Origin of the sequence: Colwellia sp. Arc7-D, assembly GCF_003061515.1 — a bacterium.
GTDB lineage: Bacteria > Pseudomonadota > Gammaproteobacteria > Enterobacterales > Alteromonadaceae > Cognaticolwellia.
The window spans coordinates 4055809-4081510 of record NZ_CP028924.1; the positions used below are offsets into that span (position 1 = coordinate 4055809).

Below are 25702 nucleotides of genomic sequence, written 5' to 3' on the forward strand. Positions count from 1 at the left end.
TAATCAGAAAGAAGTACGGGTATAATAACCGTTATAAAATTGAGTTGAGCGCTTAGCCAGAAAAACTTTACAGGGAATCAGAGTTAACTTGATGCTAAGTGTTATCATAACCAGTCAAATAAAGCCGAGTAAAACATGATGTTAGCCATTCGTAAGTTCTTTTATTTATTATTACGTTTACCGATAAAATTATTGGTGCGTTGCAAAGTTGTTGCCGACGAAATAATTAATTCAGATCAACTAACTCCTGAGCAACCGATATTTTATGTCTTAAGGCACCAATCAGCCAGTGACGTATTATCACTGCGCACTGCTTGTAAAAAAGCGAATTTACCTGACCCTTTAACACCGGTTAATATTGATGGCGAAACCTTATCTCGGTTACTATTTTTAGAAAAATCTAAGGCGTTATTTAATTGGCGCAAACCACAAAAAACGACGGCAATCGCGCAAGGATTTGAACTCCTTAACGCTCACGCTAATAACGAAGCCTTAGACGCACAACTTATTCCTGCTAATGTTATTTGGGGTCGAACGCCAACCAAAGAAAAAAACAACACTAATGTCGGTGCGTTATTAGCTGATCAAGAATCACCTACCTGGTTAAGAAAGTTCTTTATCGTATTATTTTTAGGTCGCCATACCATGGTGCGTTTTAGTGAAGCCATTTCATTTCGACATATGGCTGATAAACATGGCAGCACTGAGGCCAGCGCACGCAAATTAATGCGCATTACCCGCATTCATTTTCACCGACAAATTATAGCGGCTACAGGCCCTAGACTGATGCATCGCCAGCAGATGTTTGCTAATTTAATAGTAAACCCCGCAATAAAACGCGTAATTAGTGAAGAAGCTCAAAGTAAAAATATTACTGAAGCAGAAGCTAAAAAGCAGGCATTAGCCATTATGGACGAAATTGCAGGTGATTATCGAGATGTAACGGTTCGATTTGGTGAGCGTATTTTAGGCTGGCTATGGAATCGACTTTATAACGGTATTGAAGTGAATAAAGCTGAGCGGTTAAGAAACTTAGCACAAGAGGGGCATGAAATTATCTACGTACCTTGTCATCGTAGCCATATGGATTACTTACTCCTTACTTACGTCATATTTCAACAAGGCTTAGTTACACCGCGTATTGCGGCAGGTATCAATTTAAACTTTTGGCCAGCTGGTCCAATTTTCAGAAAAGCAGGAGCCTTTTTTATTCGTCGTAGCTTTAAAGGTAATCGTCTTTATTCTACTATTTTTCGTGAATATTTAAGTTTACTTTTTGAACGTGGTTATTCGGTAAAATACTATTCAGAAGGTGGGCGCAGCCGGACCGGACGTTTACTTTCACCAAAAACTGGCATGCTAGCAATGACCATTCAAAGTATGTTGCGTGGGATTGACCGACCACTGACCTTAGTGCCGGTATACCTAGGTTATGAACACGTGATGGAAGTGGGTACTTATCACAAAGAGTTGAGTGGTAGCCAAAAGAAAGGCGAGTCAATTTTTGGTGTGATTAAAGCAATTCGAAACTTACGAAATTATGGTAAAGGCTATGTTAACTTTGGCGAGCCGATTAATATTAATCAGTTTTTAAATAATCAGGTGCCTGACTGGAAACAAGCTATTGACCCTATAGACCCACAAAAGCCTAAGTGGTTGAACCCTTGCGTTAATGTACTAGCTCAGCAAGTTATGACTTCAATTAATCAATGTGCGGCATTGAATGGGGTTGCCTTAGTCTCTTTGATTTTACATGCCACAGAAAACAAAGCATTGACCAAAGCCGAGTTAATAAGCCAGCTTGATTTCTTTATCGAATTACAACGTGCTGCGCCGTATCATACAGAATTAACCATTCCAGATGAAACCGGAGCTGAGCTTTTAGAGCATGTCATATTATTAAATAAAGTCACCATCAACCAAGACAGTTTTGGTGACATTATCTCGTTAACAGAAAGTGCAATCTTGGAGCTGCGCTATTACCGCAACAATATTATTCACACATTCATACTGCCATCACTGGTTTGTCGTTTATTAGAGCGTAATGCAAAAATTAGCCAAGAGAGCTTACTCAGTCAAATTCAGCGCCTTATAGAGTTACTAAAAACAGATTTATTTTTATGGCAAGCAGCTGATGACATAGCGCAGCAAGTCCAAGCTGTTTGTCAGTTCTTAGCTGATAAGGGCATCGTAAAACAAAGTAAATCCGGCGCTTGGTCATTATGTAGTGATGATGAGAATAGAGCTAAAATTCGTTTAATTGCTGAATGTGTTAACGAAACCATGCAACGATTCGCCATTATAACCTCATTACTGGGGCAATTAGCGCCGATTAAAAAATCTGAGTTAATTGAAAAGGTTGTTGCTATTGCTCAACGCTTATCGGTATTAAATGATATTAGCGCACCAGAATTTATTGATAAAAAGGCTCAATCGACCTTAATTAGTGCGATGAAAGACCAAGGCTATATTGAGCTAAATGACGATGATAAGTTAATAGATAGCAGCACATTAGGTTTATTAAAAAGTTCAGTCAGTAACTTAGTCGATATAGAAGTTTTACAAAGTATTGTGCGTTAAGGATATAAAAGCTAAACAGACACCTTGTAACTTATTCTATGACCAATCCACTGGGTTGGTCATGGATATCTATAATACGCTACCTCGAACAGTGCTATTGTCTAAAAGTAAGAGCTAAAGCTTTAGCTATTACTCTCCACAAAGCCACATATTAACTACACATTTATGTTGTGCGTTTAGCGTTTTGTCGCTTAGCAAGTATGGTAATTTAGAGTACTTTAAGCTAAAGGTATTCTATTGTTACACCAACAAATATAATTAAACCTACATAGTGATTATTCAAAAAGGCTTGAAAACAGCGATCACGATCACGCCCTGAAATTAAAATTTGCTGATAACAAAAAAATCCTGCCGCAATAACTAACGACAACTGATAAGGCCAACCAAAGGCTAAAATATCACCGACTGTAAATAATAACGCTAAGGTCATTAACTGCAAAAATAAAATAATGCGCTTATCATTTTCACCAAAAATAACCGCGGTAGATTTAACACCTATTCTTAAATCGTCATCACGATCAACCATAGCGTACATGGTGTCGTAAGCAACAGTCCAAATAACGTTAGCCGTAAATAATAACCAAGCTACCGCAGGTATTTGGCCTTGCTCCTGCGCAAAGGCCATGATCATACCCCAGCTAAACGCGGCGCCTAATACTACCTGTGGAAAGTGGGTAATGCGTTTCATAAAAGGGTAACTGGCTGCCAAAAAAACGGCAACAACAGACAGCATGATGGTATAATCGCTTAAAGTAAGGACTAAAGAAAAAGCCAATAAAATAAAGGTAGCGAATAATTGTAAAGCTTCGCTGCCTGATAGAGCACCCGTTACCAACGGTCGGTTTTGTGTTCGCTTAACTTGGCCATCCACTTTGCGGTCGGCATAGTCATTTATAATGCAGCCTGCACTGCGCATGAAAAAAACACCTAAACTAAAAATAATCAGCATATGCAATGACGGCCAACCATCTGAGGCAATCCATAACGCCCAATAAGTCGGCCACAACAACAAGTATGTACCAATAGGCTTATCCATACGGGTAATTTGTTTAATCGCAGTTAGTTTTTGGGTGAACTCACTCACTGTAATACCTTTTTATTATTTATATGCAATGGCGTTAGGTAAAAAAACCTCTGCCACCATTAATGGTTTTTCATCAAGCACAAATACCGAACGTCTTCCCCAAAGTATGAGCTGACTTTTTTGCAGTGATAAATAATCTGCAAGTTTAGCGACACTAGAATCTTGATCAAATTTGGCTATTTCAATCTTTTTACGTTGTAAATCAGGATGATTAAACAATACTTGCCCTAAAGACTGTGTGCCCAAGTGGGCTAGCTGTTGTTGAGCACCCGTTAACGAGCGCAAAGGTAATAAACTGCGAGCAAATACTTGTGCTATTTCATCACAGTACAATAAAACTTCTCTGACCAACACTTGCTCACCAGCAACAATGTCACTATTGGCCTCTGCAGCACTACAAGCTTCGATTTTTTGTCCGAGTAGTTCGACACGAAAATGCTGGCTATGAGACTTCAAGCGAGCCGTTAGTGAACTAGGGTCAAGTAACCAATCGCGTAAGTTATTAGCAATAGAGACACTTTGGGGCGGTTGCCAATTGGCCACCATATGCACAGGGAATAATGAATGTTCTATTGTCATACCTGAAAACTATTTCACCTTAAGACGGGTAAATAAATATTGATTAAACAACGCTAAACGCTTTTTCGATACGTTTATTATTAACAGCACATGCATCACGTTGTATCAAGCAACAGCAGCGTTATTTAACGAAAAGCGAGGTATGATAGCGTTTAGTAAGACAAAAATACAGCTTACTCCCTGCTTTCAAAACAGCAATTTATAGCCAATAAAATTTGGCTCACCGGTTGAACCTAATAAAAATAGGTAAATAAATCAGCGCATGATCAAAATTCGAGTTATCATTTAATAGTAATCAGCCTATTTAACTGCTTAACATAAATAGATAACTTATTTTTAATTTGAGTTTTAGTGTATGAAAACATCCCTTATTTTAATACTAGTCCTGTTAAGTTCGACTTTTGCTAAAGCTGCAGATTATGCCTACTTTGGTTTCGAACCTTCTATTGTGACTAATTACGTCGCTGTTAAGAAAAAAATGGGCTATGTTCGCCTAACAGTTGAGTTGATGATAGAAGATGCCAACAATTATGAAATTGTTGAGCATCATGCGCCACTTTTGAGAGATGCCATTATTAATATTATTGGTCAACAGCCTGAGTCAAACATAAAATCAATTAATGGTCGCCATGAAATACAGCGTTTGTGCGAAGATAAAGTAAAAGAATTACTGGAAAAAGAGACAGGTAAGCCGTTAATAAAAAAACTTTTGTTTACCCAGTGGTTAGATAATTAAACTCTGTTCAGCTAAACAGCAATTAAAATAAACTTTTTAATTGCTGAAAAATTAAAACACACTGATTGTTATGACGTGTGTTTTTTTTCTTTTAAAACTTGAATATAAGCCACCATACAACCACTAAGCAAGCCTAATAAATGGGCAGTGTTTGCAACATTAATCGGCATTAAACTCGTGTAACCTAACAGTAGCCAAAACAACATAAAGCCGATAATGGGTTTAGACAACGACAGACCTTTTTCCGGCATTAGCCAGCCAATAAACCACACATAGCCTACCAACGCATAGACTACTCCGGATAAACCACCAAAATTTGCTCCACCAACATAAAACTGCCCAACATTAGAAAACAAGGCAGAAATAATCAGTAAGTTAATTAAACTGAATTTACCCATGGTACTTTCAATCGAACCACCTAACTGCCACCACCACATGGTATTAAAAACAATATGTAACCATGAAAAATGAAAGAAAGCAGGCCCTAATAATCGGTGAGGGGCTTGTATAACGGCGTCAAAACTAAGTTGAGGATAAAATTGTAAGTGATGAAATAAAGTATTTCCCCAGCCTAAACTACTGCCAATAAAAACCAACCAACATAGGGTGAATACGACTAAGGTAACAATGCCAGCATGAGAAAAAAACTGGCTCTTAAAGCTACTTAATAACGCAGGAGAATTAGAGCTAACCTCAGTAACATCACCGCTTTGCCATGCTGCTTGCTGGTATTTAGCCTGATAAGGTTGAGCGATGAATTGCTCAAACTCTTGTTGAGCAAAATCAACTTGGTCAGATTGACAATAAATCACAAAGCCTGCATCTTCACTTTTAACCTGTGCTTGAACCTGCATTGTTTTGAGGTAGTTACAAAAAAGTAAGGCAATATTGTGTTGCGTTACTTTCACTAAAGGCTGCAGGTTTTGCTCTATCATCAGCTTTCAACAACGTCCGGGTGTTGTAATTGCCAATCAGTATAGCCACCATCCAAGGAATACACTTCGGTAAAGTCTTGACTGATCAAAAACTGCGCCGCTTGCTGACTTGAAATACCGTGATAACAACACACCACTACAGGTTCGTCTAAATCAGCGGTACGCAAAAAATCAGGTAAGCTGTCATTACTTAAATGTATGGCGTTGGGAATATGCCCCGCCTGAAACGAGGCTGGATCGCGAATATCAACCACCACATGTGTTTTATCAGTTAGTACTTTATGCAGTTCACTGATTTGCATATGTTTAAAATTTTCTTCGCTATTTGACATTATTTTTCCCAGTTTAAAATTACTTTACCCGATTGTCCTGAACGCATGATATCAAAACCTTGCTGAAAATCATCAATATTAAAGTGATGAGTAATAATTGGCGTTAAATCTAAGCCTGATTGAATCAAACTAGCCATTTTATACCAAGTTTCAAACATTTCGCGACCGTAAATACCTTTAATGGTTAACCCTTTAAAAATAATTTTGCTCCAGTCTATCGCCATATCTTCACCTGGAATACCGAGCATGGCAATTTTTCCGCCATTATTCATGTTGGCTAACATATCGGTAAATGCCATCGGAACACCTGACATTTCCATGCCAACATCAAAACCTTCGGTCATACCTAAGTCAGCCATAACATCTGATAGCTTTTCTTTAGTCACGTCAACAGCTCGTGTAGCGCCCATTTTTCGAGCCAAGTCTAAACGGTATTCATTAACGTCGGTTACCACAACATGGCGAGCACCAACATGCTTTGCTACCGCCGCGGCCATAATACCAATCGGGCCAGCGCCAGTAATTAATACATCTTCGCCGACTAAATCAAACGATAACGCCGTATGCACAGCATTGCCAAATGGGTCAAAAATAGCGGCTAAATCATCTGAAATTTCATCCGGTAATTTAAATGCGTTAAATGCCGGTATAACTAAGTATTCAGCAAAAGAGCCAGCGCGATTTACCCCAACACCGACGGTATTACGACATAAATGCGTACGACCACCACGACAATTACGACAATGACCACAGGTAATATGGCCTTCACCTGAAACACGATCGCCTAGTGCAAAACCTTTAACTTCTTGACCAATACCAACCACTTCACCGGCATATTCATGACCCACAACCATAGGAACAGGAATAGTTTTTTGTGACCACTCATCCCAGTTGTAAATATGAATATCCGTTCCACAAATAGCGGTTTTCTTAATTTTGATTAACAGATCGTTATGGCCAATTTCTGGCTTCGGCGAATCTGTCATCCAAATACCTGGTTCAGATTTTAATTTTGCTAATGATTTCATGTTTAGCCCTCAATCACGTTCATTTCTTTGCCTATACGAATAAAGGCTTCAATGGCTTTGTCTAATTCCGCTTTGGTATGTGCAGCTGATATTTGTGTACGAATACGCGCTTGCCCTTTAGGTACGACAGGGAATGAAAAACCAATCACATAAATGCCTTCAGCTAATAGGCGATCTGCCATCGCACTAGCCACTTTTGCATCACCTAACATGACCGGAATAATAGCATGGTCAGCACCGGCACAAGTAAAGCCTGCCGCTTCCATTTGCGTTCTAAAATATGCTGCATTGTCTTTTAAAGTTTTGCGTAATTCGCCACCATCAGCTAATAAATCAATGACCTTAATTGAAGCATTAACAATCGCTGGCGCTAATGAATTAGAAAATAAGTACGGACGCGAACGTTGACGTAACCATTCAACGACTTCTTTTTTCGCTGCAGTGTAACCACCTGAGGCACCACCCATTGCTTTACCAAGAGTACCGGTAATGATGTCAACACGACCCATTACATCACAGTACTCATGGCTGCCACGACCTTGTTCGCCTACAAAGCCTACCGCGTGCGAATCATCAACCATCACCATTGCATTATATTTGTCAGCTAAATCACAAACTGCTTTCAAATTGGCAATAACACCATCCATCGAAAACACACCGTCAGTAGCAATTAATTTAAAGCGCGCGCCAGCTTCATCAGCTTCGATCAAACGTGCTTCAAGCTCAGCCGCATCATTGTTAGCATAACGAAAACGTTTCGCTTTACATAAACGTACACCATCAATAATTGATGCATGATTAAGTGAGTCACTAATAATAGCGTCTTCTGGGCCTAATAACGTTTCAAACAAACCGGCATTAGCGTCAAAACACGAAGAATACAAAATAGTATCTTCCATACCTAAAAAGGTACTTAACTTTTGCTCTAAGGTTTTATGAATGTCTTGCGTACCACAAATAAAGCGTACTGATGCCATACCGAAACCATGCTCATCTAAACCTTGCTTTGCCGCCGCAATTAACGACGGGTGATTAGCTAGGCCTAAATAGTTGTTGGCACAAAAGTTCACTACGTTTTCGCCAGTGTTAACCGCCATTTGAGGCTGTTGCGCAGTGGTTATTACACGTTCAGCCTTATATAAACCATCTTCTTTTACTTGGTTTATTTGCGAAGTTAAATGAGCATAAAAGTTATTTGTATTGGCAGAATTGGTCACGGTAATTCCTTAAAAAGTTATTGTCTTTCAATTGTCGTATTATCCGCCCACACAAGGTGATATGCAAAGTGACATTACGTGATAATTTGACCTTTTTTATAGTCAAATTGACATATCTATATGTCAAAGTGTAATATCTTAGGCTATATTTTGCATTTATATAGTTTAAGGGTCGTCATTGTTAACTGAAAAAGATGAAGAGTTATTATCAATACTGCGACTCAATGCCCGCGCCAGTGTTTCTGACATGGCAAGAGCAACAGGCGTTTCACGAACGGCGATACAAAATCGACTGAATAAGCTTGAAAACAATAATGTGATTGAAGCATACAGCGTGGTGTTAGGTAGCGAATACACGAGTGGGTTAATCTCTTCTAATGTTTCTTTAAAAGTAAATCCTAACTTGAGACAAACTATCTGCTTAGCCTTAAGAAAAGTACATCAAATTAGCCATATTTATTCTATTAGTGGAGAATATGACTTATTGGTAACAATACAAGCAAGCACATTAGAAAAGTTAAGCGAGGTACTTAATATGGTGTGTTCGCTTGAAGGTGTAGCTAGAACTAACTCTTCAATTATTCTTGATACTATTTTTAAACGCTGATCATTCAGGTAGTGTGGATAGCGTACTATTTAACCAAATCGCAATATTTTCATTTAAGTAAGTCTGTTGCTTTAGCAAATAGTAACTGGATCCGTTACCTTTAAATGTTTGTAACACCGAATGCCTATCACCACTCCAATCGAACAACTCTTGTGCGTTAAGCATTGCTTCGGTGAGGTATTTGGCACTGAGCAAGTAAATGGGCATGTCGGGTAAGTGTTTAAATTGCTCTTTGTCATCAACGCTTAACTCTGGTGACAGCATAACCACACTCTTTAAAGCAGTTTTTTGCGCTAAATAAATCGCTTGGTTACTACTGCAGCCACTGGTTACTATGCTAATGCTCTGGTTATTATTCATTGTACGTTGTAAATACTGATAAGCCGACAAAACATCACTTTCCCAATGCAGCATTAATGCCGCTAACTTCCCTTGATAACTCACGATATCGTCAGCTTTTAATCGAATGCTTTTATGGGAATAATCCTCGTTTTGACTTGCACCAAACCCCCTTAAATCGAGAGATAAAACGAATAAACCTTGCTTAACAAGTGCGGAGTGTAAAGGCTGAAAATCTTTGGCTATATGTTGACAATCATGCAGTAGCAATACACCACCAGACGTTGCTAAACCAACATTTAATTGCCCAGACAAGGTGAAATTATCAATGGCTGTTAATGTAACGGTTTTGCTTAATTTAGCTTCATGATTTACAACCAGTGATTGAGCGGCAGATTGCTGAGCAGCACAAAACGCTAGTAAACAGAAAATAAATTTCAATGCTGAGTATCTAGTGTTTCTATATCGATTAAATAGATAAATTTTCATAAGTTAAACTAAAACTCCATGTACAACGGAACAACCTTTACAGACCTAGTTAGCGAGGTAAGACAGTTATGCTAACAAACACTAAGCCTAGCTCTTTTATAACTTGCTTGATTTTTTTAAGCAAGATTTTAGGTATACTATTGATTATACAATATTGATATTTGAGCTCGTTAAGTGCGCTTTACTCTTGCTTTAGTTTTATACCGATTATTATTTTTGCTGCTAACACCACTACTGTTAGTCGTGTTATTGCTCCGTTCAATTAGTCAACAAGCCTATAGAAAGCGACTTCTTGAGCGTTTTGGCTTTATTGCGAAAAACTTAAAGCCCCATGGCATAGTTGTGCATGCGGCCAGTGTTGGTGAAATCATTGCTTTAAAACCGTTTATTTCGCAGCTACTGACTATAAACCCTGACACACCCATTACCGTAACCACATTTACGCCAACCGGCTCAGCTCAAGTACAAAAATTATTTGCCGATAAAGTGCAGCATTGTTACCTACCACTAGACAATATTTGTTCAACTACGCTGTTTTTAAATCGTTTAAAACCTAAAGCTATGGTTTTTATGGAAACAGAGTTATGGCCTAACTTAATTGCACAATGTAAAAATAACCATATTAAGCTGCTGTTAGTCAATGGGCGATTATCTGATAAATCAATGCGCAGCTATAAAAAACTCGCTTGGCTGATCACCCCTACAATACAAAAATTTGACAAAATATTAACTCAGAGCCAAGTCAACCAAGATAATTATTTAGCGATGGGCGCAACCCCTGAAACTTGTAAATTATCAGGGAATTTAAAATTTGATGTCTCGTTAAATATTGATATTAAGATTAAACAACAAGAACTAAAAAGCTTATTAACAGCAAATCGCAAAGTTTGGCTAATCGCCAGTACACACCCTGGCGATGAGGCACTCGCATTAAAAGCATTTGAACAAGTTAAAAAACAAAATAGCCAGGCCTTACTGATTATTGTGCCCCGACACCCCGAGCGTTTTGAGCAAGTTGCTAAGCTGGCGCATGATGCCGGAAATAAAGTACTAAAACGTAGCCAAAATACTCCGGTATCTCTTAATACCCATGTTTGGATTATTGATACTTTAGGCGAATTACTCGCTGCTTGCGCTTTAGCTGATGTGGTTACTATGGGGGGAAGTTTTAGCGATATTGGTGGCCATAACCCATTAGAACCTGCTTTATTCCAAAAGCCAGTCATCACTGGCCCAAACATGAGTAATTTTAAAGAAATTTTAGCGCAGCTACTTTCTGCACAAGGCATAATTCAACTACTTGAAAATGACGATATGGCCAGTACTTTAGCCAGTGAAGTATTGCGTTTGTTTACTGATGAAACCAGTGCCAAGGTATTAGGAAACAATAGTTACAAGGTTGTACTCGCAAACCAAGGAGCAACTGCCCAGTCTTTAACGGCATTACACACATTAATTAAATCATAAGCCTTTAATATGTAATTAAAGGCTAAACACGTTGCTTAAGATAAATTCTCACACCTAAAACAGTTAACGAAATTAGCAATATCAGTCCGAATATACCTACCACTTGATTGAGTTCTTTGAATGGGGTCCATTGCAAATAGTGCACTTGGTAAAGTAAGTTAATTAGTTGAGTATCTTGGCCTTGCTGACTTAACCTTAGACTACTCCAATTAAGCACTACCTCAACACCTGTATTAGTTTTCGCCGTTAAGCCATCAGTACTGATTATATCGCCATAGCGTGCCTGATTATCAGTAAAGGCATCATTGATAAGTGTTTCAAGCTGTAAGGTTGTCGGTTCAGGCATCGCCAGTAAAGTGGTGGGATCAAGGTGCTGACTTTTGTTGTTGGCTTTAACAATAAGGTGCTCACCTAACACTGTTTTCACTACCCTAACTTCTTGCCAATTATCTTGAGGAATGATCGTTATAGGCCCACTCAGCGGGTAGGTTTTAACTGATAATTGCTCATAAGCACCTTGGTAACCAGGTTTAATAAAAAACACTAAGCCAGTGAATGTCCAGCCTAACATTGGTAACACTAAAATAAGACCGATCAATTTATGTAATTTTCTACTTTTCATTACTATGCTTTTTCATTGATATATTTCTTCATTAATATTTTGATTAGTTACTGATTAATTAATCCGTACCATGCAAAGTACATTAGTGCGTTTAATCGTTATGCTTTAAGGCGCTCATCAGCAATTTCTTGTAATAATACTGGGCTTGAAAAGTCGGCCTGCTTATCTAGGGCTAGCGGAATTAACCACTGTAAATTTGGGATGATATTACGCGGTAACTGAGTCAAATCAATAATATGCACTTGCTCTTGTTCAATGGTTTTAGCGCTAAAGGCAAGATCAGAGTATGCAAAATACATGTCTACATCATAGCCATTAGGCCGATATATTTTCGCATAGTGTGTCCAATCGGCTGGTTGGGTAGTAACACCCGTTTCTTCAAAAAACTCGCGAACCATGGCTGCTATTGAGGCCTCGTTGGTTTCTATTTTTCCACCTACACCATTAAACAATCCTTTTTGCCATTGCGGATTAATTTTTTTAATTAACACGACATGACTAGCATCTTTTGAAAACAAAAAGCCGGTAACATACTTTTTCATACACATCCTTATGTGTGAGTTAACGCATTTCTGGATAGTTGTCGTGAATTACCCGCTCAATGGTTTTTTTAACATCTGCAATGCTAATTTGCATCATTAAGTCTTTACCTTTAGCACGAGTGCCCCAAGGTAATTGCTCAATACTTTGCTTATATTGCAGCTGTATTGCGGCAGCGTAGGCACTAACCACATATTGAGGATACAAATACGGGCCTGTGCGCTGAGGATTACTGTGAGCATATAAACCAACAACGGGTGTTTCTACTGTAACCGCCATATGAGCAGGCCCAGTGTCAGGAGCAATAACTATATGAGCGAGTTTTAAGACGGCTAATAATTGTTTTAAACTGGTTTTGCCGACTAAATTTTGTATTTCATTATCACCTTGACTAAATTCACTGCGACTAATGATAGCTTCAGCAAGCAGTTTTTCCATGGTGGTTGGTCCGCCACAGATAACCACTTTAAAACCACGCGCACTCAAATGTTCAGCCGTTTGAGAATAACCTTCAGCATGCCAATTACGTTCAGCTTTACTTGCTGCGGGCATATCACCGCAATCGGTTTACCTGCAGCATTGCCAGCGCTTAGCTTTTCACTGGCCCATAACTGATCGCTATCTGCTAATGGCATATTCCATAATGGCGGTGAAACTTCTAAGCCTAAGGCTTTTGCAAAGCCCATAAAGCCATCTAATACATGCGGTTTTTTTTGCTTGGCAATTTTTTTATTACTGAATAACCACTGCCCTTCTTTTGCACGTTGAGTGTCAAAACCAATTTTTACTTTCGCCGAAATACATAAACTCGCGATACTGGCTCGCAAAGCCACTTGCATATGCAGTAAAACATCAAATTTACGGCCTTTAAGGGTTTGCCTTAAATCACGAAAGCCTTTTAAACCTGCACGTTTATCAAAAATAATAAACTCAACACCAGATAGATCCTGCAATAAGCTCGCTTCAATCTTACCAATTACCCAGGTAATTTTAGTATTTGGCCACTGTCGCTGAATATTTTGTACCATAGCAACCGCATGACACACATCACCAATGGCTGATAATCGTAATAAACATAAATTTTTCGGAGCAGATATTTGACCCAGCATAAAGGATTCACCACAATAGGAGCAGAAATATAATATAGGTCTATTATCTTGAACAAGCCCGCAATTGTAAAACCCTGTAATGAAAAAACTTTACAACAAGGCAATATTTATTGTCGATATAACAACGATGAAATTAGTGCTTTTGTGCCTGAAATGCTTGATGGTGATTATTGGCAAGAAAAAAATGCCATTGTTGGCAGTGCACAAGGTCGCGGTACTACTTGGTTTATAGCGACACCGAACAGCACTGGTATCATGCAAAACTGGGTTTTAAGGCATTATTATCGAGGCGGCCTTATTGGCAAGGTAATTAACGACCTATACATTTTTACCGGTATAAAAAATACTCGTGCGACTCGCGAATTTGATTTATTAATAACAATGCGGGCATTAGGCCTACCTGCGCCTAAACCTATCGCTTTTCGAGTAAGTAGGCATGGTTTGTTTTATCGTGCAGATTTATTGTCGTCACGCATTGAAAATGCCAGCGATTTGGTCGCTATCCTCAGTAAAAATGAAGTTAACGACAACCTTTGGCAAAATATTGGCAAAGTAATAAAGGCTTTTCATCAGCAAGGCATTTATCATCATGACCTAAATGCACATAACATTTTAATTGATGATAAAGACAAAGTTTGGCTTATTGATTTTGATCAAGGGCAAACAAGAAATAATCAAATTAAGTGGCCAGAAGAGAATATGGCAAGATTACTTCGGTCATTTCGCAAAGAAAGTCATAAAATAACGAATTTTCAATGGCGCGAAAAAAACTGGCAAGCGCTATTAAACGGTTACCAGTCTTAAATTAGATTGCTGCTCTGCTTAGCAGGGTTAATATTTAATCGTTACGCTGTATTTAATAAACTATCTTGGCAACGTTGTCGGTACATAGCACGGGCTTCTAAGAATTCACTTTTAGCCTCGGTACTAATGTATGGATGAATAATAACTAATATTTTCAAAACGCCTTGATAGAAAACAGCATCATTAATTTCATTGTCATTATTTTGTGTTTGATAAAAGCTTAACCAAAAAGTATTTACTAAGCGTAAAATACTTACGATGTCAGGTAAGTCTTCATCTGAGAAATCCATCATTTTCGCATCACGAAGCGAGAGTAACAACTCACTTACACGCTGAGCAATAAAACCTTGTACTTCAACATATTTATCGTGTAATAAAGGATTTTTTGCTAACAATACCGGTAAGTTACTGTAGAAAAAGCGAAACTTCATCATTGCCTGAAATACCACATCCATATACAAAAGAATAGCGTCTAAAGGCTTTACGTCAGGGCTCACTTCCGGCATCGTTTCTATTAACAGATTACGAGCATACTCCTCATAAATTGACAGTATAATGTCTTCTTTATTTCGGAAGTGGTAGTAGAGATTACCAGGGCTAATACCAAGATCAGCGGCAATGTGGTTGGTGGTAACATTACGCTCACCCTGTTCATTAAATAATACAATGCTAGCTTGAATTATTTTATCCCGAGTTTTCATGGATACTACTTCTTGTATTTGTGGTCAATTATTTTTCTATCATACTATCAAAAATCATCAAACTTAAAGTATTTCGAGTAAATACTTTAAGTAAATTTAATCTTGACAGTTGTCAAATTTGATTGCACCTTATGTAATATAGAATACAAACTAATCAAAAAGGACATAAGCAATGCTTAGTAATTGGCATACACTGATAAAAAACAAGGCAGTTTCTCAGGTTTCTACCTTACTGGCTGACGACGTAACTTTATATTCACCCGTTATTCATACACCAATAAAAGGTAAAGAAATGGTTAGCATGTATCTAACGGCAGCCTTTCATACTTTTTTAAATGGTAGCTTTAATTACGACCGAGAATTTTTAAGCAATAACGCCGCCGTACTAGAGTTTTCTTTAAAGATACAAGATATAGATATTAACGGTATCGATATGATCACATGGAATGAGCAAGGTAAAATTACTGAGTTTAAGGTTATGATCCGCCCATACAAGGCGCTAAATATGATAAATGATCAGATGACTGCGATGTTAGATCAGCTAAAAAATAGTTAAGCGTGTATTTTATAGCGTACTGATTTTTTTGAAATTAGCAGCATCAACACTTACAATAGATTTTTATTCAGATAACATCATCGAAAATTATGGCCATTAAAGCAATTTATCCAGGTACGTTTGACCCTGTAACCAACGGACATGCCGATTTAATAGAACGGGCAAGTCGTTTATTCAGTGAAGTTATTGTTGGTATTGCTGCGAGTCCTAGCAAGCAACCACTCTTTGATTTAGACCAACGCGTGGCTTTACTTCAAGCAGTTACACAACATTTACCCAATGTGACGGTAGTCGGTTTTAGCGGTTTATTAATAGACTTTGCCGAAAGCTATCAAGCGAAGGTACTTATTCGTGGTCTACGCGCCGTTTCTGATTTCGAATATGAATTTCAATTAGCCAACATGAACCGACGCTTAGCCCCTGACTTAGAGTCGGTATTTTTGACACCAGCTGAAAAAAATTCTTTTATATCATCAACTTTAGTAAAAGAAGTTGCGCTACACAATGGAGATGTTAGCCAGTTTGTTCATCCTGCTGTTAAACAGGCGCTTGATAACATTATGCTTAAAAATAAATAAGTAGAAAAGAAAACCCTAGCTATCTTGCTTGAAAGTTTAGGCCTATTGTTGATATAAGTAAGCTAATTTATATAATTACTCTTACTTTTATCAGCTTACGCTTAATCAACAATTTTATTCTCTAACGACATTATGATTGGTTTACAAATACATGTTTGCCGTTGTATTAAAAAATGCTAAAACCTTCACCGATCTAAAGCTAAAGTCGACTTTACTTACTGGCGTTGCTTACCATTTTTATTTTTCATATTAGTTATCTTACGCGCAATATCGAGCAGATCAGGTGAAATATCTTCGCTTCCAGCTTTAATTAATTTACTAACATCACCCGAAGAAAATAGTGAACCACGTTCAGACTTAACGCCTAGAGAACGAACAAAATCTTTTGTTTTTCCTGTGCTGCCCGTTTCAATATATTTAAACACAACTTGTTCATTAAAACTTTGCGGCTCTGTTTTTAGGGTCGTTATTTCGGCATTAATTGCTTCAATTTCTGACTCTAGATTAGCGATTAACTCAGCAATATTTTCGTAAGGTTTCATTCAACTATTTAACTCTTGTTGGGTGTATGACCAGGTTAATTGCGCTCATTTTACCAATGTTAGCATTGCGCATAACCGTTTCGTTTGAACATTATTATAACGTGAATAAAAGTTAGGAAGTAGCTTTAGCGTTAACTACTTTTCAAAGGCTAAAAAACGTTAGCAGTCAAAAACCTTCAACACAACATAAAGCAATATACTGCATGACTACTTAGCTGATTTAGTTGTTTTTTTCGGCTTTTTATTCACTACTTTTTTTGGTATTACTTGTACTTGGCAAGAAGGACAAAAAACAGAACTACGGTTCGATTGTCGAATTTCTTCTAATATCGTTTGGCACCCATCACATTTTTCACCTGCTCGTCCGTAAACAAAAAGTTTTTGAGCAAAGTAGCCAGGCTTACCATCCGCCTGCGTAAAATCTTTTAAAGTTGTTCCTCCTTGCTCGATAGCAGCGGCTAATACTTGCTTAATAATGTCGGTTAGTTCATTAAATTTTTCTTCACTAATACTATTAACCAAAGTGGCAGGATGAATACTGGCGATGAATAAAGCTTCGTTCGCATAAATGTTACCTACGCCGACCACCACATGATTATCCATCAAAAAGGTTTTAACCGGTACTTTGCGATTACCGGCCTTGTTAAATAAGTGCCCGTAAGTAAAATCTTCCGTTAACGGTTCGGGTCCTAACTTAGTGAGCAACCCTTGCAGATCGTGATGTTCAGGAAACCATAATACCGCGCCAAAACGACGAGGATCATTCAGCCTCAGCATTTTGTCGTTATCAAATAGCATTTCAAAATGGTCATGTTTAGCGGCAGGAACATGCTCTTCTAAAATTCGCAACGAACCCGACATGCCTAAATGCAATAATAAAGTACCCGAAGAAAACCTTAATAATAAATATTTTGAACGCCGCTCTATTTTTTCTAAAGTTTGGCCAACAACACTATGCACTTCATCAGGTATAGGCCAGCGAAGTTTAGGATTACGTATTATCACTTGGGTAACTTTTTGATTAGCAATATGGGGGGTTATTCCTAATCGGCAGACTTCTACCTCTGGTAATTCAGGCATATTAAGCTTTCCCTAATGACGTATTTTTATCGTCAGCTTTAGCGTTTGCAAAATCTGGTTTACTGTTAGCCATTCGAGCAACAAAAGCATCAGCAAAACGCTGCGGTGAGGCATCATCCATATTAAAATAAAGTGATGGTTCAATTAGCTCAGCTTCCATTAGAGCAAAGCTGTCTTGATGACGAACAAAATCAATACGGGCATAAAGTAAATCACCATGAAGCTTGCTGATAGCGAGCATCGTTTTATTAGCCGCCTTAATCAATGCTGCTTCAGGCGTTACCGTTAACAACCCACCGCCATGCTCTTCTTGTACTCGAAAATCACCCTTAGCTGGCGTTTTTAAAATTGTATGACTGTACTCGCCATTAAAATAAAACAATGAAAATTCACCTTCTTGGCATATATCGGCCATAAAAGGTTGCACCATTAACTCTCGGCTAGCAAATGCTTGATTTAACTCAGTAACTTTATCTTGATAGTGCGATTTTTTTAGCCAAAATGTATTGTCGGCATTGGCGCTGACTCTGGGTTTTAATACGATTTGCTCAGTATCAAAATGCGTAAAGTATTCTGCTAAATTGTCCGCGTCAAAAGTATCAGGCCAAAGTGTAGGCACGATAGTAACATTGTCAGCTTCTAGGCTTTTTAAGTAGCTTTTATTAATATTCCACTGAACCACATTCAAACTATTTTCTAACCGCGCCGTAGATTGTTCAATACGTGATAAAACATTAAGAAAGCTTTCCATGTCATCTTGATAATCCCATGGACTTCGAATAATAACCGCGTCAAAATCAGCCCAATTTACCTTAGTGCAGCGCCATGAAACCACTTCTGTTTGCCATCCTAACGCCAACAACGGTTGTTCAATCAAGCAATCATAGGCTTCAAATTCTTCTAAGCTGTCCATGGATAAAATTGCACATTTTTTCATTCAGTTATTACCTTCTAATTCGAGCCAATGGAAATTATAACGATTTAAGTTATCCGGCAAATATTTCTTGTGGAAATAGTTGCCCATACATAGCAATTGGCATTACAAGCCATTGTTTTGATGTTTGATTAAAGATTAAAAGTTGTTGTTCTGTGGCATAAAAATTTAATGCTAGAGGCTGTTCTTGGCCAGCAATATCAAGCTTTACCTCTAACGAAAACTGTCGGTCAACCTCTGGGGCTTGAGCCATTGCTTCGCCCATGCTTTGCTGCCAAGACATCATCATTTGAGCTAAAGCTTGTCCTGAGATATTAGCCGGTGTTGCCCGCCATGTGCGACCTATTCGCTCTATAGCGACAATATCATTAATACTTAACGTTAAAATAATGTTTTGCGGGCCAATTAAAGCAATTTCATGTTCGTTATTAAGATTTTCATCCGCAGAGAAAATTTTTTTATTGGTTAGATTAATGACCAGAATAAAGCCCATAACCGCAAAAATGATGACATTATTCCAACCCGTCTTCGATAATTTCACCATAATACATTCCTTACATTGCCACGCACTGCATGATACGAAAAAATTGAGCTTATTAGTACATAGCTTTACACTATAAACAAATAATAAAGCATTCACTTACTGCTTTCAAAAATCAAGGTTTTCCTATGAAAATAAAAAAACTCAGTATTGCCATTATCATGTTCAGTGGCTTATTCGGCACCGCTAGTGCGTTTGCAAACCAATCAAGTGAGCAATTTCAACAGTTACTTGATGACCATTGGCAAAACGCTAATAAAGAACAAATATTTTTCAGAAAAGATCCTGATGCCTTTCGTATGAAAGGTAAACTACCTGAAATGTCGTCAAAAGGGCGTGAACGCCGCTCAAAATATAACGACGAATTATTAGTCCGCATTGATAAAATTGACGTTAATCTGCTAACAGCGGCTGATCAGGTAAGTTATCGCTTATTCAAATATGAACGCCAAGCAGAAGCAAAAAGCTACCAATTTCAAGACCACCTTTATCCGTTGACCTATTATTCGGGCTTTCATAGTTATTTTGCGGGCGCACCAGCGAATATGTCGTTTTTAACCGAGCAAGACTACCGCAATTATTTGATCAGCCTTGCTGATTACCCTCGATACAATCAAGAGCATATTGTTGATTTAAAACAGGCGGTGGCTTTGGGTCATACTCATTATTGTGAAAGCTTTAAAGGGTACGAGAAATCGATCAGTAAGCATTTAGTTAACCGTGTTGAAGACAGTGTTTTTTACGCGCCTATGTTAAACATGCCAACCGTTATCGATTCAGTACAACAAACCAAATATCGCCAACAGGTAAAAACGCTGATCAAAAATACCGTGTTACCTGAATACCAAGCCTTTTATGATTTTTTTACTAAAGAGTATATGACTAACTGTCGAACAACTGCCGGCATTAATAGTGTTGAAGGTGGCGCAGATTATTATCAATACTTAATCGAGTACTACACCACTACCAACCTAACCGCTGATGAAATTCACCAAACAGGTCTGGAAGAAGTTAGTCGTATTCGACAACAAATGCAGGAAATTATCAAAGAGGTGGGCTTTAAAGGTGAATTCAAAGACTTTATTAAGTTCTTGCGCACCGACAAACAGTTTTACACCGACAGTGCGATGGATATGCTAGAAAAAGCTAGTTACATCTCACGTAAAATGGCTGCCCAATTACCTAAATGGTTTTCGGTATTACCGCGCTCTACCTTTGATATTAAATCAAGCCCAAATGGCGGGGCTTATTATGTAGCCTCAGATGGCAGTGGTACAACATCAGGCACTTACTTTCTCGAAACTAAAAATTTAGACAGTCAACCCTTGTATACCTTAGAGGCATTAACATTTCATGAGGCTGAACCCGGTCATCACTTTCAAAGTGCTATTGCGCAGGAAGTTGATATGGCAGAGTTTCGTAAAACGCTATATCACGCAGCGTATGGTGAAGGTTGGGGTTTATATTCTGAACGCTTAGGTAAAGAAATGGGCTTTTATCAATCTCCTTATAGTGACTTTGGTCGCTTAACTTACGAAGCATGGCGTGCTTGTCGCTTAGTGGTCGATACAGGCATTCATTCTATGGGGTGGACTCGTCAACAAGCAATCGACTATTTAGCCGAAAATACCGCATTAAGCATGCCTGACGTTATTGGTCAAATAGATCGATACATTAGCTGGCCAGCCCAAGCGTTATCATACAAAATTGGCGAAATTAAAATTCGCCAATTACGCACTACAGCCGAAAAAATGCTGGGTCGTAAGTTCAATGTTCGGGCCTTTCATGACCAAATGCTTAAAAATGGTAGTTTACCTATGGCATTGCTTGAAGAGTTAACCATGGATTGGATTAAACAGCAGCAAATATAATAAAAAGCTTATTTGCACAAGAGCCTTAAAGTAAAAAGGAGAAACCGCGTTAAGGGGTTTCTCCTTTTTTGTAACCAATGCTTTTTAGACTGAGTGAAATTAATCATATCAACGCCTCAAACAGCTAGGTGTGTGCGTTTATCTTGGTCGGTAATATGCTAATCAACATGTCAGAATAAATAAGGACAGAAGCTAGCTGTAGGCTGTTAGTGAATTTAGCTGGGTACTTTTCTTTAGGCAATAAAAAACCCGGTATAAACCGGGTTTTTAAATAAGCCGTAATCAATTACTTGATTTTAGCTTCTTTGTACATAACATGCTGACGAATGCGAGGATCAAACTTTTTGATCTCCATTTTTTCAGGCATTGTTTTTTTGTTCTTGTCTGTAGTGTAAAAATGGCCAGTGCCAGCACTAGAAACTAAACGAATTTTATCGCGCATTGTGCAATTCCTTAAACTTTTTCGCCACGGGCACGGATATCAGTTAAAACTGCATCAATACCTTTCTTATCGATAATACGCATTCCTTTCGGAGTTAAACGTAATTTAACGAAACTATTTTCACTCTCAACCCAAAAACGGTGAGTTTGAAGGTTAGGTAAAAAACGACGACGAGTCGCGTTTCTTGCGTGCGAACGGTTGTTACCAACCATTGGCTTTTTGCCTGTTACTTGGCAAACTTTAGACATATTGAGTACTCCAAAATTAATTTCAGGTCATGCTGTATTTCCCCAAGACCGTCGCCTCGGGATCCTGAAAAAGGTGGCATATTATAGTGAAACTGAAAAATGAATTCCAGTATTAATCGCCTTAAAAGTGAATAGTTTTGTAAATAGTTATAATTCAATCACTTAACTGCAAAAAACCACGTAAACATGACCATTATTGCAGTATTATCATTCTAGTCGATTAATAATGGAGCAATTTCAGCCTATTTTAGAGTCTAATAATTTGCGTAATTTTTCTTTTTGATCTTTATTACACAGTTCATCAATTAAAATTCGAATAATATGCGACTTAGCTAACTGAGTATCAATTGCCAATTCTTGCAGTTGTTCTATTGCAGCTTCACTTAACGTAAATGTTGCAGGACGAAAACGCCGCCCTACTTCATTGCCACTTTGTGTTTTACGAGTTGCATGTTCTTTAGCAACTAAAATAGCCTGCTGTAAAGACAACTCGTCATGTTCTCGGCTAACTATTTTCGGTTGGCCTTGTGCGTAATCTTCAGCATCAGCAATAAATTCATCAACCGTGAATTTTTTCTTTTTCTTTGGACCGTCCTTGGATTTTTTTAAATCAATTAAACTCATGAGAATTGTCCGGTTTCATCGCTAATAGCTCCTCCGCTATTGCGATCATTTCTATCGCCGCTTTGCTATCAGGTTCAATTTCCAGCACTGATGAACCCAGTTCTTCACTGTCATCATAAACATTACGGTTAAAAGTCACGGCATTTAATACATTGATACCAAATGAGCTACAGACTTCTTTTGCTTCTAAAATACGACCCGCTTGGTTTGGCAAAGAAGGACACTGCGTTATCACAAACGACGCTAACATTTTAGGATTAACCATTTTACATGTGCTTAGCATGTCTTCCATGTGCGGTACTGTTTTTAAATCTCGACGTTTAGGTCTTAATGGAATAACGACATGGTCTGCTACCGACATTGCTGCCCGCAGTGCTAGATTATCTTGGCCACCACAATCTACAACAACATAATCATAATGTTGGTTAAGACTTAATAGATCGTTACGAATTTTACCGTACAACTGAATACAATTGATGGCTGGCAGTGACGGATCAGAATTTCTTGCTTGTATCCAGTCAGACGTCGTTCGCTGTGGATCACAATCAACCATCAATACAATAGCTTTTTTCTCACGGGCAAAATACACAGCTAAATTCTGTGCTAGGCAACTTTTACCGCTACCACCTTTTTCCCCGCCTACTAAAATCATCATTTTGGTAATTCCTTGTTTACTACTTAAAATACAACAACCACTTCATTATAGTTCAATAATTAAGGGCTAACTTAAGCAAGATCTGTTAGCTGCAATGCAACTTCGAACCAGCCATTGTCTTGTTTTACACAACGTATTACTTTCCCAAACAATTTTTGGCTATTTGGGTTCGCTGCTTTAAATATAACGGTTACTTGGGAATTTGCCGCTATTTCGCAATCACAATCAACTTTCAAGCCCCCACGAGAAAAATCTACACACACTATTTTTTTACGTTTTTCATCGCCATTGGCGTCAGTCCAAACGATATCTATTAACTCTTTTTCCATGTCTAGACGGAAAGATCGCCGACGTTCACTTTCTTCGCTATCTTGCATTTTGTCAATATCGCTCATAGAGACTCCTTATTTGCCAAACTTAAATTGATGGATCTTAATTTATTGTTCAATCATTCGTCCGTGTTCAGCATACGAATAACAATGGCAACCCGCAACTATTATATGATCAAGTACTTTTATATCAATTAAAGCAAGGGCTTGCTCTAATCTACTGGTGATTTGATTATCGGCAATACTGGGTTCAGCAATCCCAGAAGGATGGTTGTGTGCAAGAATAACCGCGCCCGCTTGATGTTTTAGCGCTGACTCCACAACAATACGCGGATACACCGCAGCGGCATTAATGGTGCCGTGAAATAACCGTTCAAATTTTATGACTTGATGCTGAGTATTTAAAAACAATACCGCAAATACTTCTCGTGTTTCATGTCGTAGCTCGGCTTTTAAAAAGTTTTGCGTACTCAAAGAAGACGTTAATCCTTGGCCCATTTGCATTTGTTCAGCTAAATAGCGAGTCGACATTTCTAAACACGCTTGTAACTGCACATATTTTGCAACACCTAAGCCATGTTGCTGACAAAAATCAGTTAGATCAGCTTGATATATTTTAGCAATACTACCAAAGCTTTTTAATAAATTCCTCGCTAAGTCAACCACATGGCAACCTTTAACACCAGTGCGTAGAAATATTGCCAGTAGTTCAGCATCACTGAGGCTTTTCGCGCCATGCTGTAGTAGCTTTTCTCTGGGTTTTTCACAATCTGGCCAGTCTTTTAACATAAGTGCATCCTTGCAAAGTGATTTTAAAAAAAGTGCGAATAGTGCTATCTTATCGCTCATTGTGGTTATTAAGATTAGCAGTTTATGCAGATTCTTCAGGGTAAAAAAATTCTATTAGGGATAAGTGGCGGTATTGCGGCTTACAAAACACCAGAACTCGTGCGCCGATTAAAAGAAAAAGGTGCTGATGTTCGTGTAGTAATGACCGAAGGCGCTAAAGCTTTTATCACTCCTTTAACCTTACAAGCGGTTTCTGCTAATGCGGTTTCCGATAGCTTATTAGATACTCAAGCAGAATTAGCGATGGGGCATATTGAGCTAGCTAAATGGGCTGACTTCATTTTAATTGCCCCTGCAACCGCTGATGTCATTGCTAAAATAGCGGCAGGAATGGCTAATGACTTATTAACCACGCTTTGTTTGGCAACAGCGGCCCCTATTGCCATAGCGCCAGCAATGAACCAACAAATGTGGCATAACCAAGCTACACAAAAAAACATTAACACCTTAACATCATGGCACTTCACCTTATTTGGCCCAGGAGCAGGTGAACAAGCATGTGGTGATGTTGGGCTAGGGCGAATGTTAGACGTACCTGAATTAGTTGAGCTAACTTGCCAAGCGTTAGCACCTGTAAATGAAGGTAAAAACGCTGAACAGCAGCCTCTAACGGGTCAAAAATGGTTAATTACGGCAGGGCCAACACGTGAAGCCATTGACCCCGTGCGTTATATCTCTAACCACAGTTCAGGCAAAATGGGTTATGCCATTGCCAGTGCTGCACAACGTCTTGGCGCTGATGTGACTATAATCTCTGGGCCAGTTAGCTTAGAAACGCCGCCACAATGTAAAAAAATATCGGTAATCAGCGCGATTGAAATGCATCAACAAGCCTTAACCAACGCACCAACCGCTGATGTTTTCGTTGCTTGTGCTGCAGTTGCTGATTATCGCATTGATAATATTGCTAGTGAAAAAATCAAAAAATCGCAAGATTCTATGCAACTTAACTTGATCAAAAACCCTGATATTGTTGCTGATGTTGCTGCACTTGAAAACAAACCCTTTACCGTTGGTTTTGCAGCTGAAACTCAAAATGTAAAACATTATGCTCGAGATAAATTAACCCGTAAAAACCTTGATATGATAGCTGCCAACAATGTAGCCAGTGCAGGGCAAGGTTTTAATAGCGACAACAACGCGTTAACGGTTTTTACTCAACATGATGAAAAAGAGTTACCTTTAATGAGTAAAAATGAGCTTGCACAGCAATTAGTTCAATATATTCAACAAACATGGCAGCGTTCTCGGTTAGATAATTAATTTAGCCAAGCTGCACATTTC

General features: G+C 38.4%; 29 protein-coding genes and 1 pseudogene. 9 read left to right on the forward strand and 21 right to left on the reverse strand.

Features of this window, described 5'->3' with window-relative positions; all coding sequences use genetic code 11:
* The first annotated feature begins 135 nt into the window (after positions 1-135).
* Complete coding sequence (plsB, locus tag DBO93_RS17580) at positions 136-2580, forward strand: glycerol-3-phosphate 1-O-acyltransferase PlsB (RefSeq protein WP_239059034.1); 2445 nt, start codon at positions 136-138, stop codon at positions 2578-2580.
* A gap of 223 nt (positions 2581-2803) precedes the next feature.
* Here plsB and ubiA read toward each other — a convergent pair whose 3' ends face one another.
* Together ubiA and DBO93_RS17590 are read right to left on the reverse strand one after the other, a co-directional pair.
* Positions 2804-3664 carry a 4-hydroxybenzoate octaprenyltransferase gene (ubiA, locus tag DBO93_RS17585; RefSeq protein WP_108457491.1) on the reverse strand — a complete coding sequence of 287 codons (861 nt, stop codon included), beginning with the start codon at positions 3662-3664 and terminating at the stop codon, positions 2804-2806.
* A gap of 15 nt (positions 3665-3679) precedes the next feature.
* Positions 3680-4243 (reverse strand): chorismate lyase, encoded by a 564-nt coding sequence (locus tag DBO93_RS17590; protein WP_239059035.1) that lies wholly within the window; start codon positions 4241-4243, stop codon positions 3680-3682.
* A gap of 355 nt (positions 4244-4598) precedes the next feature.
* Between DBO93_RS17590 and DBO93_RS17595 the strand changes: the two genes are divergently transcribed.
* On the forward strand, positions 4599-4979 hold the full coding sequence (locus DBO93_RS17595) for a flagellar basal body-associated protein FliL (protein ID WP_108457492.1): 381 nt from the start codon (positions 4599-4601) through the stop codon (positions 4977-4979).
* A gap of 68 nt (positions 4980-5047) precedes the next feature.
* On the opposite strand, the gene glpG is transcribed toward DBO93_RS17595, so the two are convergent.
* Genes glpG through DBO93_RS17615 form a run of 4 tightly spaced genes read right to left on the reverse strand, consistent with a single transcriptional unit; the run spans position 5048 to position 8491 of the window.
* Positions 5048-5914 (reverse strand): rhomboid family intramembrane serine protease GlpG, encoded by an 867-nt coding sequence (gene glpG / locus DBO93_RS17600; RefSeq protein ID WP_108457493.1) that lies wholly within the window; start codon positions 5912-5914, stop codon positions 5048-5050.
* A complete protein-coding gene (glpE, locus tag DBO93_RS17605) occupies positions 5914-6246 on the reverse strand; it encodes a thiosulfate sulfurtransferase GlpE (RefSeq protein WP_108457494.1) in 333 nt (110 codons plus the stop codon). Before glpE ends, glpG begins: the two co-directional genes overlap by 1 nt.
* Positions 6246-7274 (reverse strand): L-threonine 3-dehydrogenase, encoded by a 1029-nt coding sequence (gene tdh, locus DBO93_RS17610; RefSeq protein WP_108457495.1) that lies wholly within the window; start codon positions 7272-7274, stop codon positions 6246-6248. Before tdh ends, glpE begins: the two co-directional genes overlap by 1 nt.
* 2 nt (positions 7275-7276) lie before the next feature.
* Positions 7277-8491, reverse strand: a complete 1215-nt coding sequence (locus DBO93_RS17615; protein WP_108457496.1) for a glycine C-acetyltransferase — start codon at positions 8489-8491, stop codon at positions 7277-7279.
* A 178-nt stretch (positions 8492-8669) separates the two neighbouring features.
* Between DBO93_RS17615 and DBO93_RS17620 the strand changes: the two genes are divergently transcribed.
* Entirely contained in the window at positions 8670-9098 is a 429-nt protein-coding gene (locus DBO93_RS17620; RefSeq protein WP_108457497.1) for an Lrp/AsnC family transcriptional regulator, read from the forward strand.
* On the opposite strand, the gene DBO93_RS17625 is transcribed toward DBO93_RS17620, so the two are convergent.
* Positions 9099-9926 (reverse strand): hypothetical protein, encoded by an 828-nt coding sequence (locus tag DBO93_RS17625; RefSeq protein ID WP_108457498.1) that lies wholly within the window; start codon positions 9924-9926, stop codon positions 9099-9101. It abuts the gene before it with no gap.
* Positions 9927-10100: 174 nt separating this feature from the next.
* Here DBO93_RS17625 and waaA point away from each other — a divergent pair, with 174 nt between their 5' ends.
* Entirely contained in the window at positions 10101-11393 is a 1293-nt protein-coding gene (gene waaA / locus DBO93_RS17630) for a lipid IV(A) 3-deoxy-D-manno-octulosonic acid transferase (RefSeq protein ID WP_108457499.1), read from the forward strand.
* Between the two features lie 22 nt (positions 11394-11415).
* Here the strand turns inward: waaA and DBO93_RS17635 are convergent, their stop codons facing one another.
* The 3 genes and pseudogenes from DBO93_RS17635 to DBO93_RS17645 form a co-directional block, all read right to left on the reverse strand.
* The gene (locus tag DBO93_RS17635; RefSeq protein ID WP_108457500.1) at positions 11416-12015 is read right to left on the reverse strand and encodes a PepSY domain-containing protein; all 600 of its coding nucleotides are present in this window, start codon (positions 12013-12015) and stop codon (positions 11416-11418) included.
* A gap of 98 nt (positions 12016-12113) precedes the next feature.
* Positions 12114-12557, reverse strand: a complete 444-nt coding sequence (locus DBO93_RS17640) for an NUDIX domain-containing protein (RefSeq protein WP_108457501.1) — start codon at positions 12555-12557, stop codon at positions 12114-12116.
* Positions 12558-12576: 19 nt separating this feature from the next.
* Positions 12577-13664, reverse strand: a pseudogene (locus DBO93_RS17645) (glycosyltransferase family 9 protein).
* Positions 13665-13712: 48 nt separating this feature from the next.
* Between DBO93_RS17645 and DBO93_RS17650 the strand changes: the two are divergent.
* Positions 13713-14468, forward strand: coding sequence for a 3-deoxy-D-manno-octulosonic acid kinase (locus DBO93_RS17650; protein WP_239059036.1), 756 nt, complete (start codon positions 13713-13715; stop codon positions 14466-14468).
* A gap of 41 nt (positions 14469-14509) precedes the next feature.
* Here DBO93_RS17650 and DBO93_RS17655 read toward each other — a convergent pair whose 3' ends face one another.
* A complete protein-coding gene (locus tag DBO93_RS17655; RefSeq protein ID WP_108457502.1) occupies positions 14510-15169 on the reverse strand; it encodes a TetR/AcrR family transcriptional regulator in 660 nt (219 codons plus the stop codon).
* Positions 15170-15341: 172 nt separating this feature from the next.
* Here DBO93_RS17655 and DBO93_RS17660 point away from each other — a divergent pair, with 172 nt between their 5' ends.
* Both DBO93_RS17660 and coaD read left to right on the forward strand, forming a co-directional pair.
* Positions 15342-15725: a nuclear transport factor 2 family protein gene (locus DBO93_RS17660; protein ID WP_108457503.1), complete on the forward strand. Its 384-nt coding sequence runs from the start codon at positions 15342-15344 to the stop codon at positions 15723-15725.
* A gap of 89 nt (positions 15726-15814) precedes the next feature.
* Positions 15815-16303, forward strand: a complete 489-nt coding sequence (gene coaD / locus DBO93_RS17665) for a pantetheine-phosphate adenylyltransferase (RefSeq protein ID WP_108457504.1) — start codon at positions 15815-15817, stop codon at positions 16301-16303.
* 215 nt (positions 16304-16518) lie between these two features.
* Here the strand turns inward: coaD and DBO93_RS17670 are convergent, their stop codons facing one another.
* The 4 genes from DBO93_RS17670 to DBO93_RS17685 all read right to left on the reverse strand — a co-directional run bounded on the left by DBO93_RS17670 (position 16519) and on the right by DBO93_RS17685 (position 19403).
* Positions 16519-16845 carry a hypothetical protein gene (locus tag DBO93_RS17670; protein ID WP_108457505.1) on the reverse strand — a complete coding sequence of 109 codons (327 nt, stop codon included), beginning with the start codon at positions 16843-16845 and terminating at the stop codon, positions 16519-16521.
* A gap of 207 nt (positions 16846-17052) precedes the next feature.
* Complete coding sequence (gene mutM / locus DBO93_RS17675; protein ID WP_108457506.1) at positions 17053-17925, reverse strand: bifunctional DNA-formamidopyrimidine glycosylase/DNA-(apurinic or apyrimidinic site) lyase; 873 nt, start codon at positions 17923-17925, stop codon at positions 17053-17055.
* A 1-nt stretch (position 17926) separates the two neighbouring features.
* Positions 17927-18862, reverse strand: a complete 936-nt coding sequence (locus tag DBO93_RS17680; RefSeq protein ID WP_108457507.1) for a hypothetical protein — start codon at positions 18860-18862, stop codon at positions 17927-17929.
* Between the two features lie 49 nt (positions 18863-18911).
* A complete protein-coding gene (locus DBO93_RS17685; RefSeq protein ID WP_108457508.1) occupies positions 18912-19403 on the reverse strand; it encodes a hypothetical protein in 492 nt (163 codons plus the stop codon).
* A gap of 125 nt (positions 19404-19528) precedes the next feature.
* Between DBO93_RS17685 and DBO93_RS17690 the strand changes: the two genes are divergently transcribed.
* Positions 19529-21271 (forward strand): DUF885 domain-containing protein, encoded by a 1743-nt coding sequence (locus DBO93_RS17690; protein WP_204100632.1) that lies wholly within the window; start codon positions 19529-19531, stop codon positions 21269-21271.
* Between the two features lie 286 nt (positions 21272-21557).
* Here DBO93_RS17690 and rpmG read toward each other — a convergent pair whose 3' ends face one another.
* The 6 genes from rpmG to radC all read right to left on the reverse strand — a co-directional run bounded on the left by rpmG (position 21558) and on the right by radC (position 24358).
* A complete protein-coding gene (rpmG, locus tag DBO93_RS17695; RefSeq protein ID WP_070375415.1) occupies positions 21558-21713 on the reverse strand; it encodes a 50S ribosomal protein L33 in 156 nt (51 codons plus the stop codon).
* 11 nt (positions 21714-21724) lie between these two features.
* Complete coding sequence (gene rpmB / locus DBO93_RS17700) at positions 21725-21961, reverse strand: 50S ribosomal protein L28 (protein WP_077284236.1); 237 nt, start codon at positions 21959-21961, stop codon at positions 21725-21727.
* Positions 21962-22198: 237 nt separating this feature from the next.
* Positions 22199-22585 carry a hypothetical protein gene (locus DBO93_RS17705; RefSeq protein WP_108457509.1) on the reverse strand — a complete coding sequence of 129 codons (387 nt, stop codon included), beginning with the start codon at positions 22583-22585 and terminating at the stop codon, positions 22199-22201.
* Entirely contained in the window at positions 22572-23240 is a 669-nt protein-coding gene (locus tag DBO93_RS17710; RefSeq protein ID WP_108457510.1) for an AAA family ATPase, read from the reverse strand. Before DBO93_RS17710 ends, DBO93_RS17705 begins: the two co-directional genes overlap by 14 nt.
* Before the next feature lie 71 nt (positions 23241-23311).
* Positions 23312-23635 (reverse strand): PilZ domain-containing protein, encoded by a 324-nt coding sequence (locus DBO93_RS17715; RefSeq protein WP_239059037.1) that lies wholly within the window; start codon positions 23633-23635, stop codon positions 23312-23314.
* 42 nt (positions 23636-23677) lie between these two features.
* Positions 23678-24358 (reverse strand): DNA repair protein RadC, encoded by a 681-nt coding sequence (radC, locus tag DBO93_RS17720; RefSeq protein WP_204100633.1) that lies wholly within the window; start codon positions 24356-24358, stop codon positions 23678-23680.
* Positions 24359-24442: 84 nt separating this feature from the next.
* On the opposite strand from radC, the gene coaBC reads away from it, so the two are divergent.
* On the forward strand, positions 24443-25681 hold the full coding sequence (gene coaBC / locus DBO93_RS17725) for a bifunctional phosphopantothenoylcysteine decarboxylase/phosphopantothenate--cysteine ligase CoaBC (RefSeq protein WP_108457512.1): 1239 nt from the start codon (positions 24443-24445) through the stop codon (positions 25679-25681).
* The last annotated feature ends 21 nt before the right edge of the window (positions 25682-25702 follow it).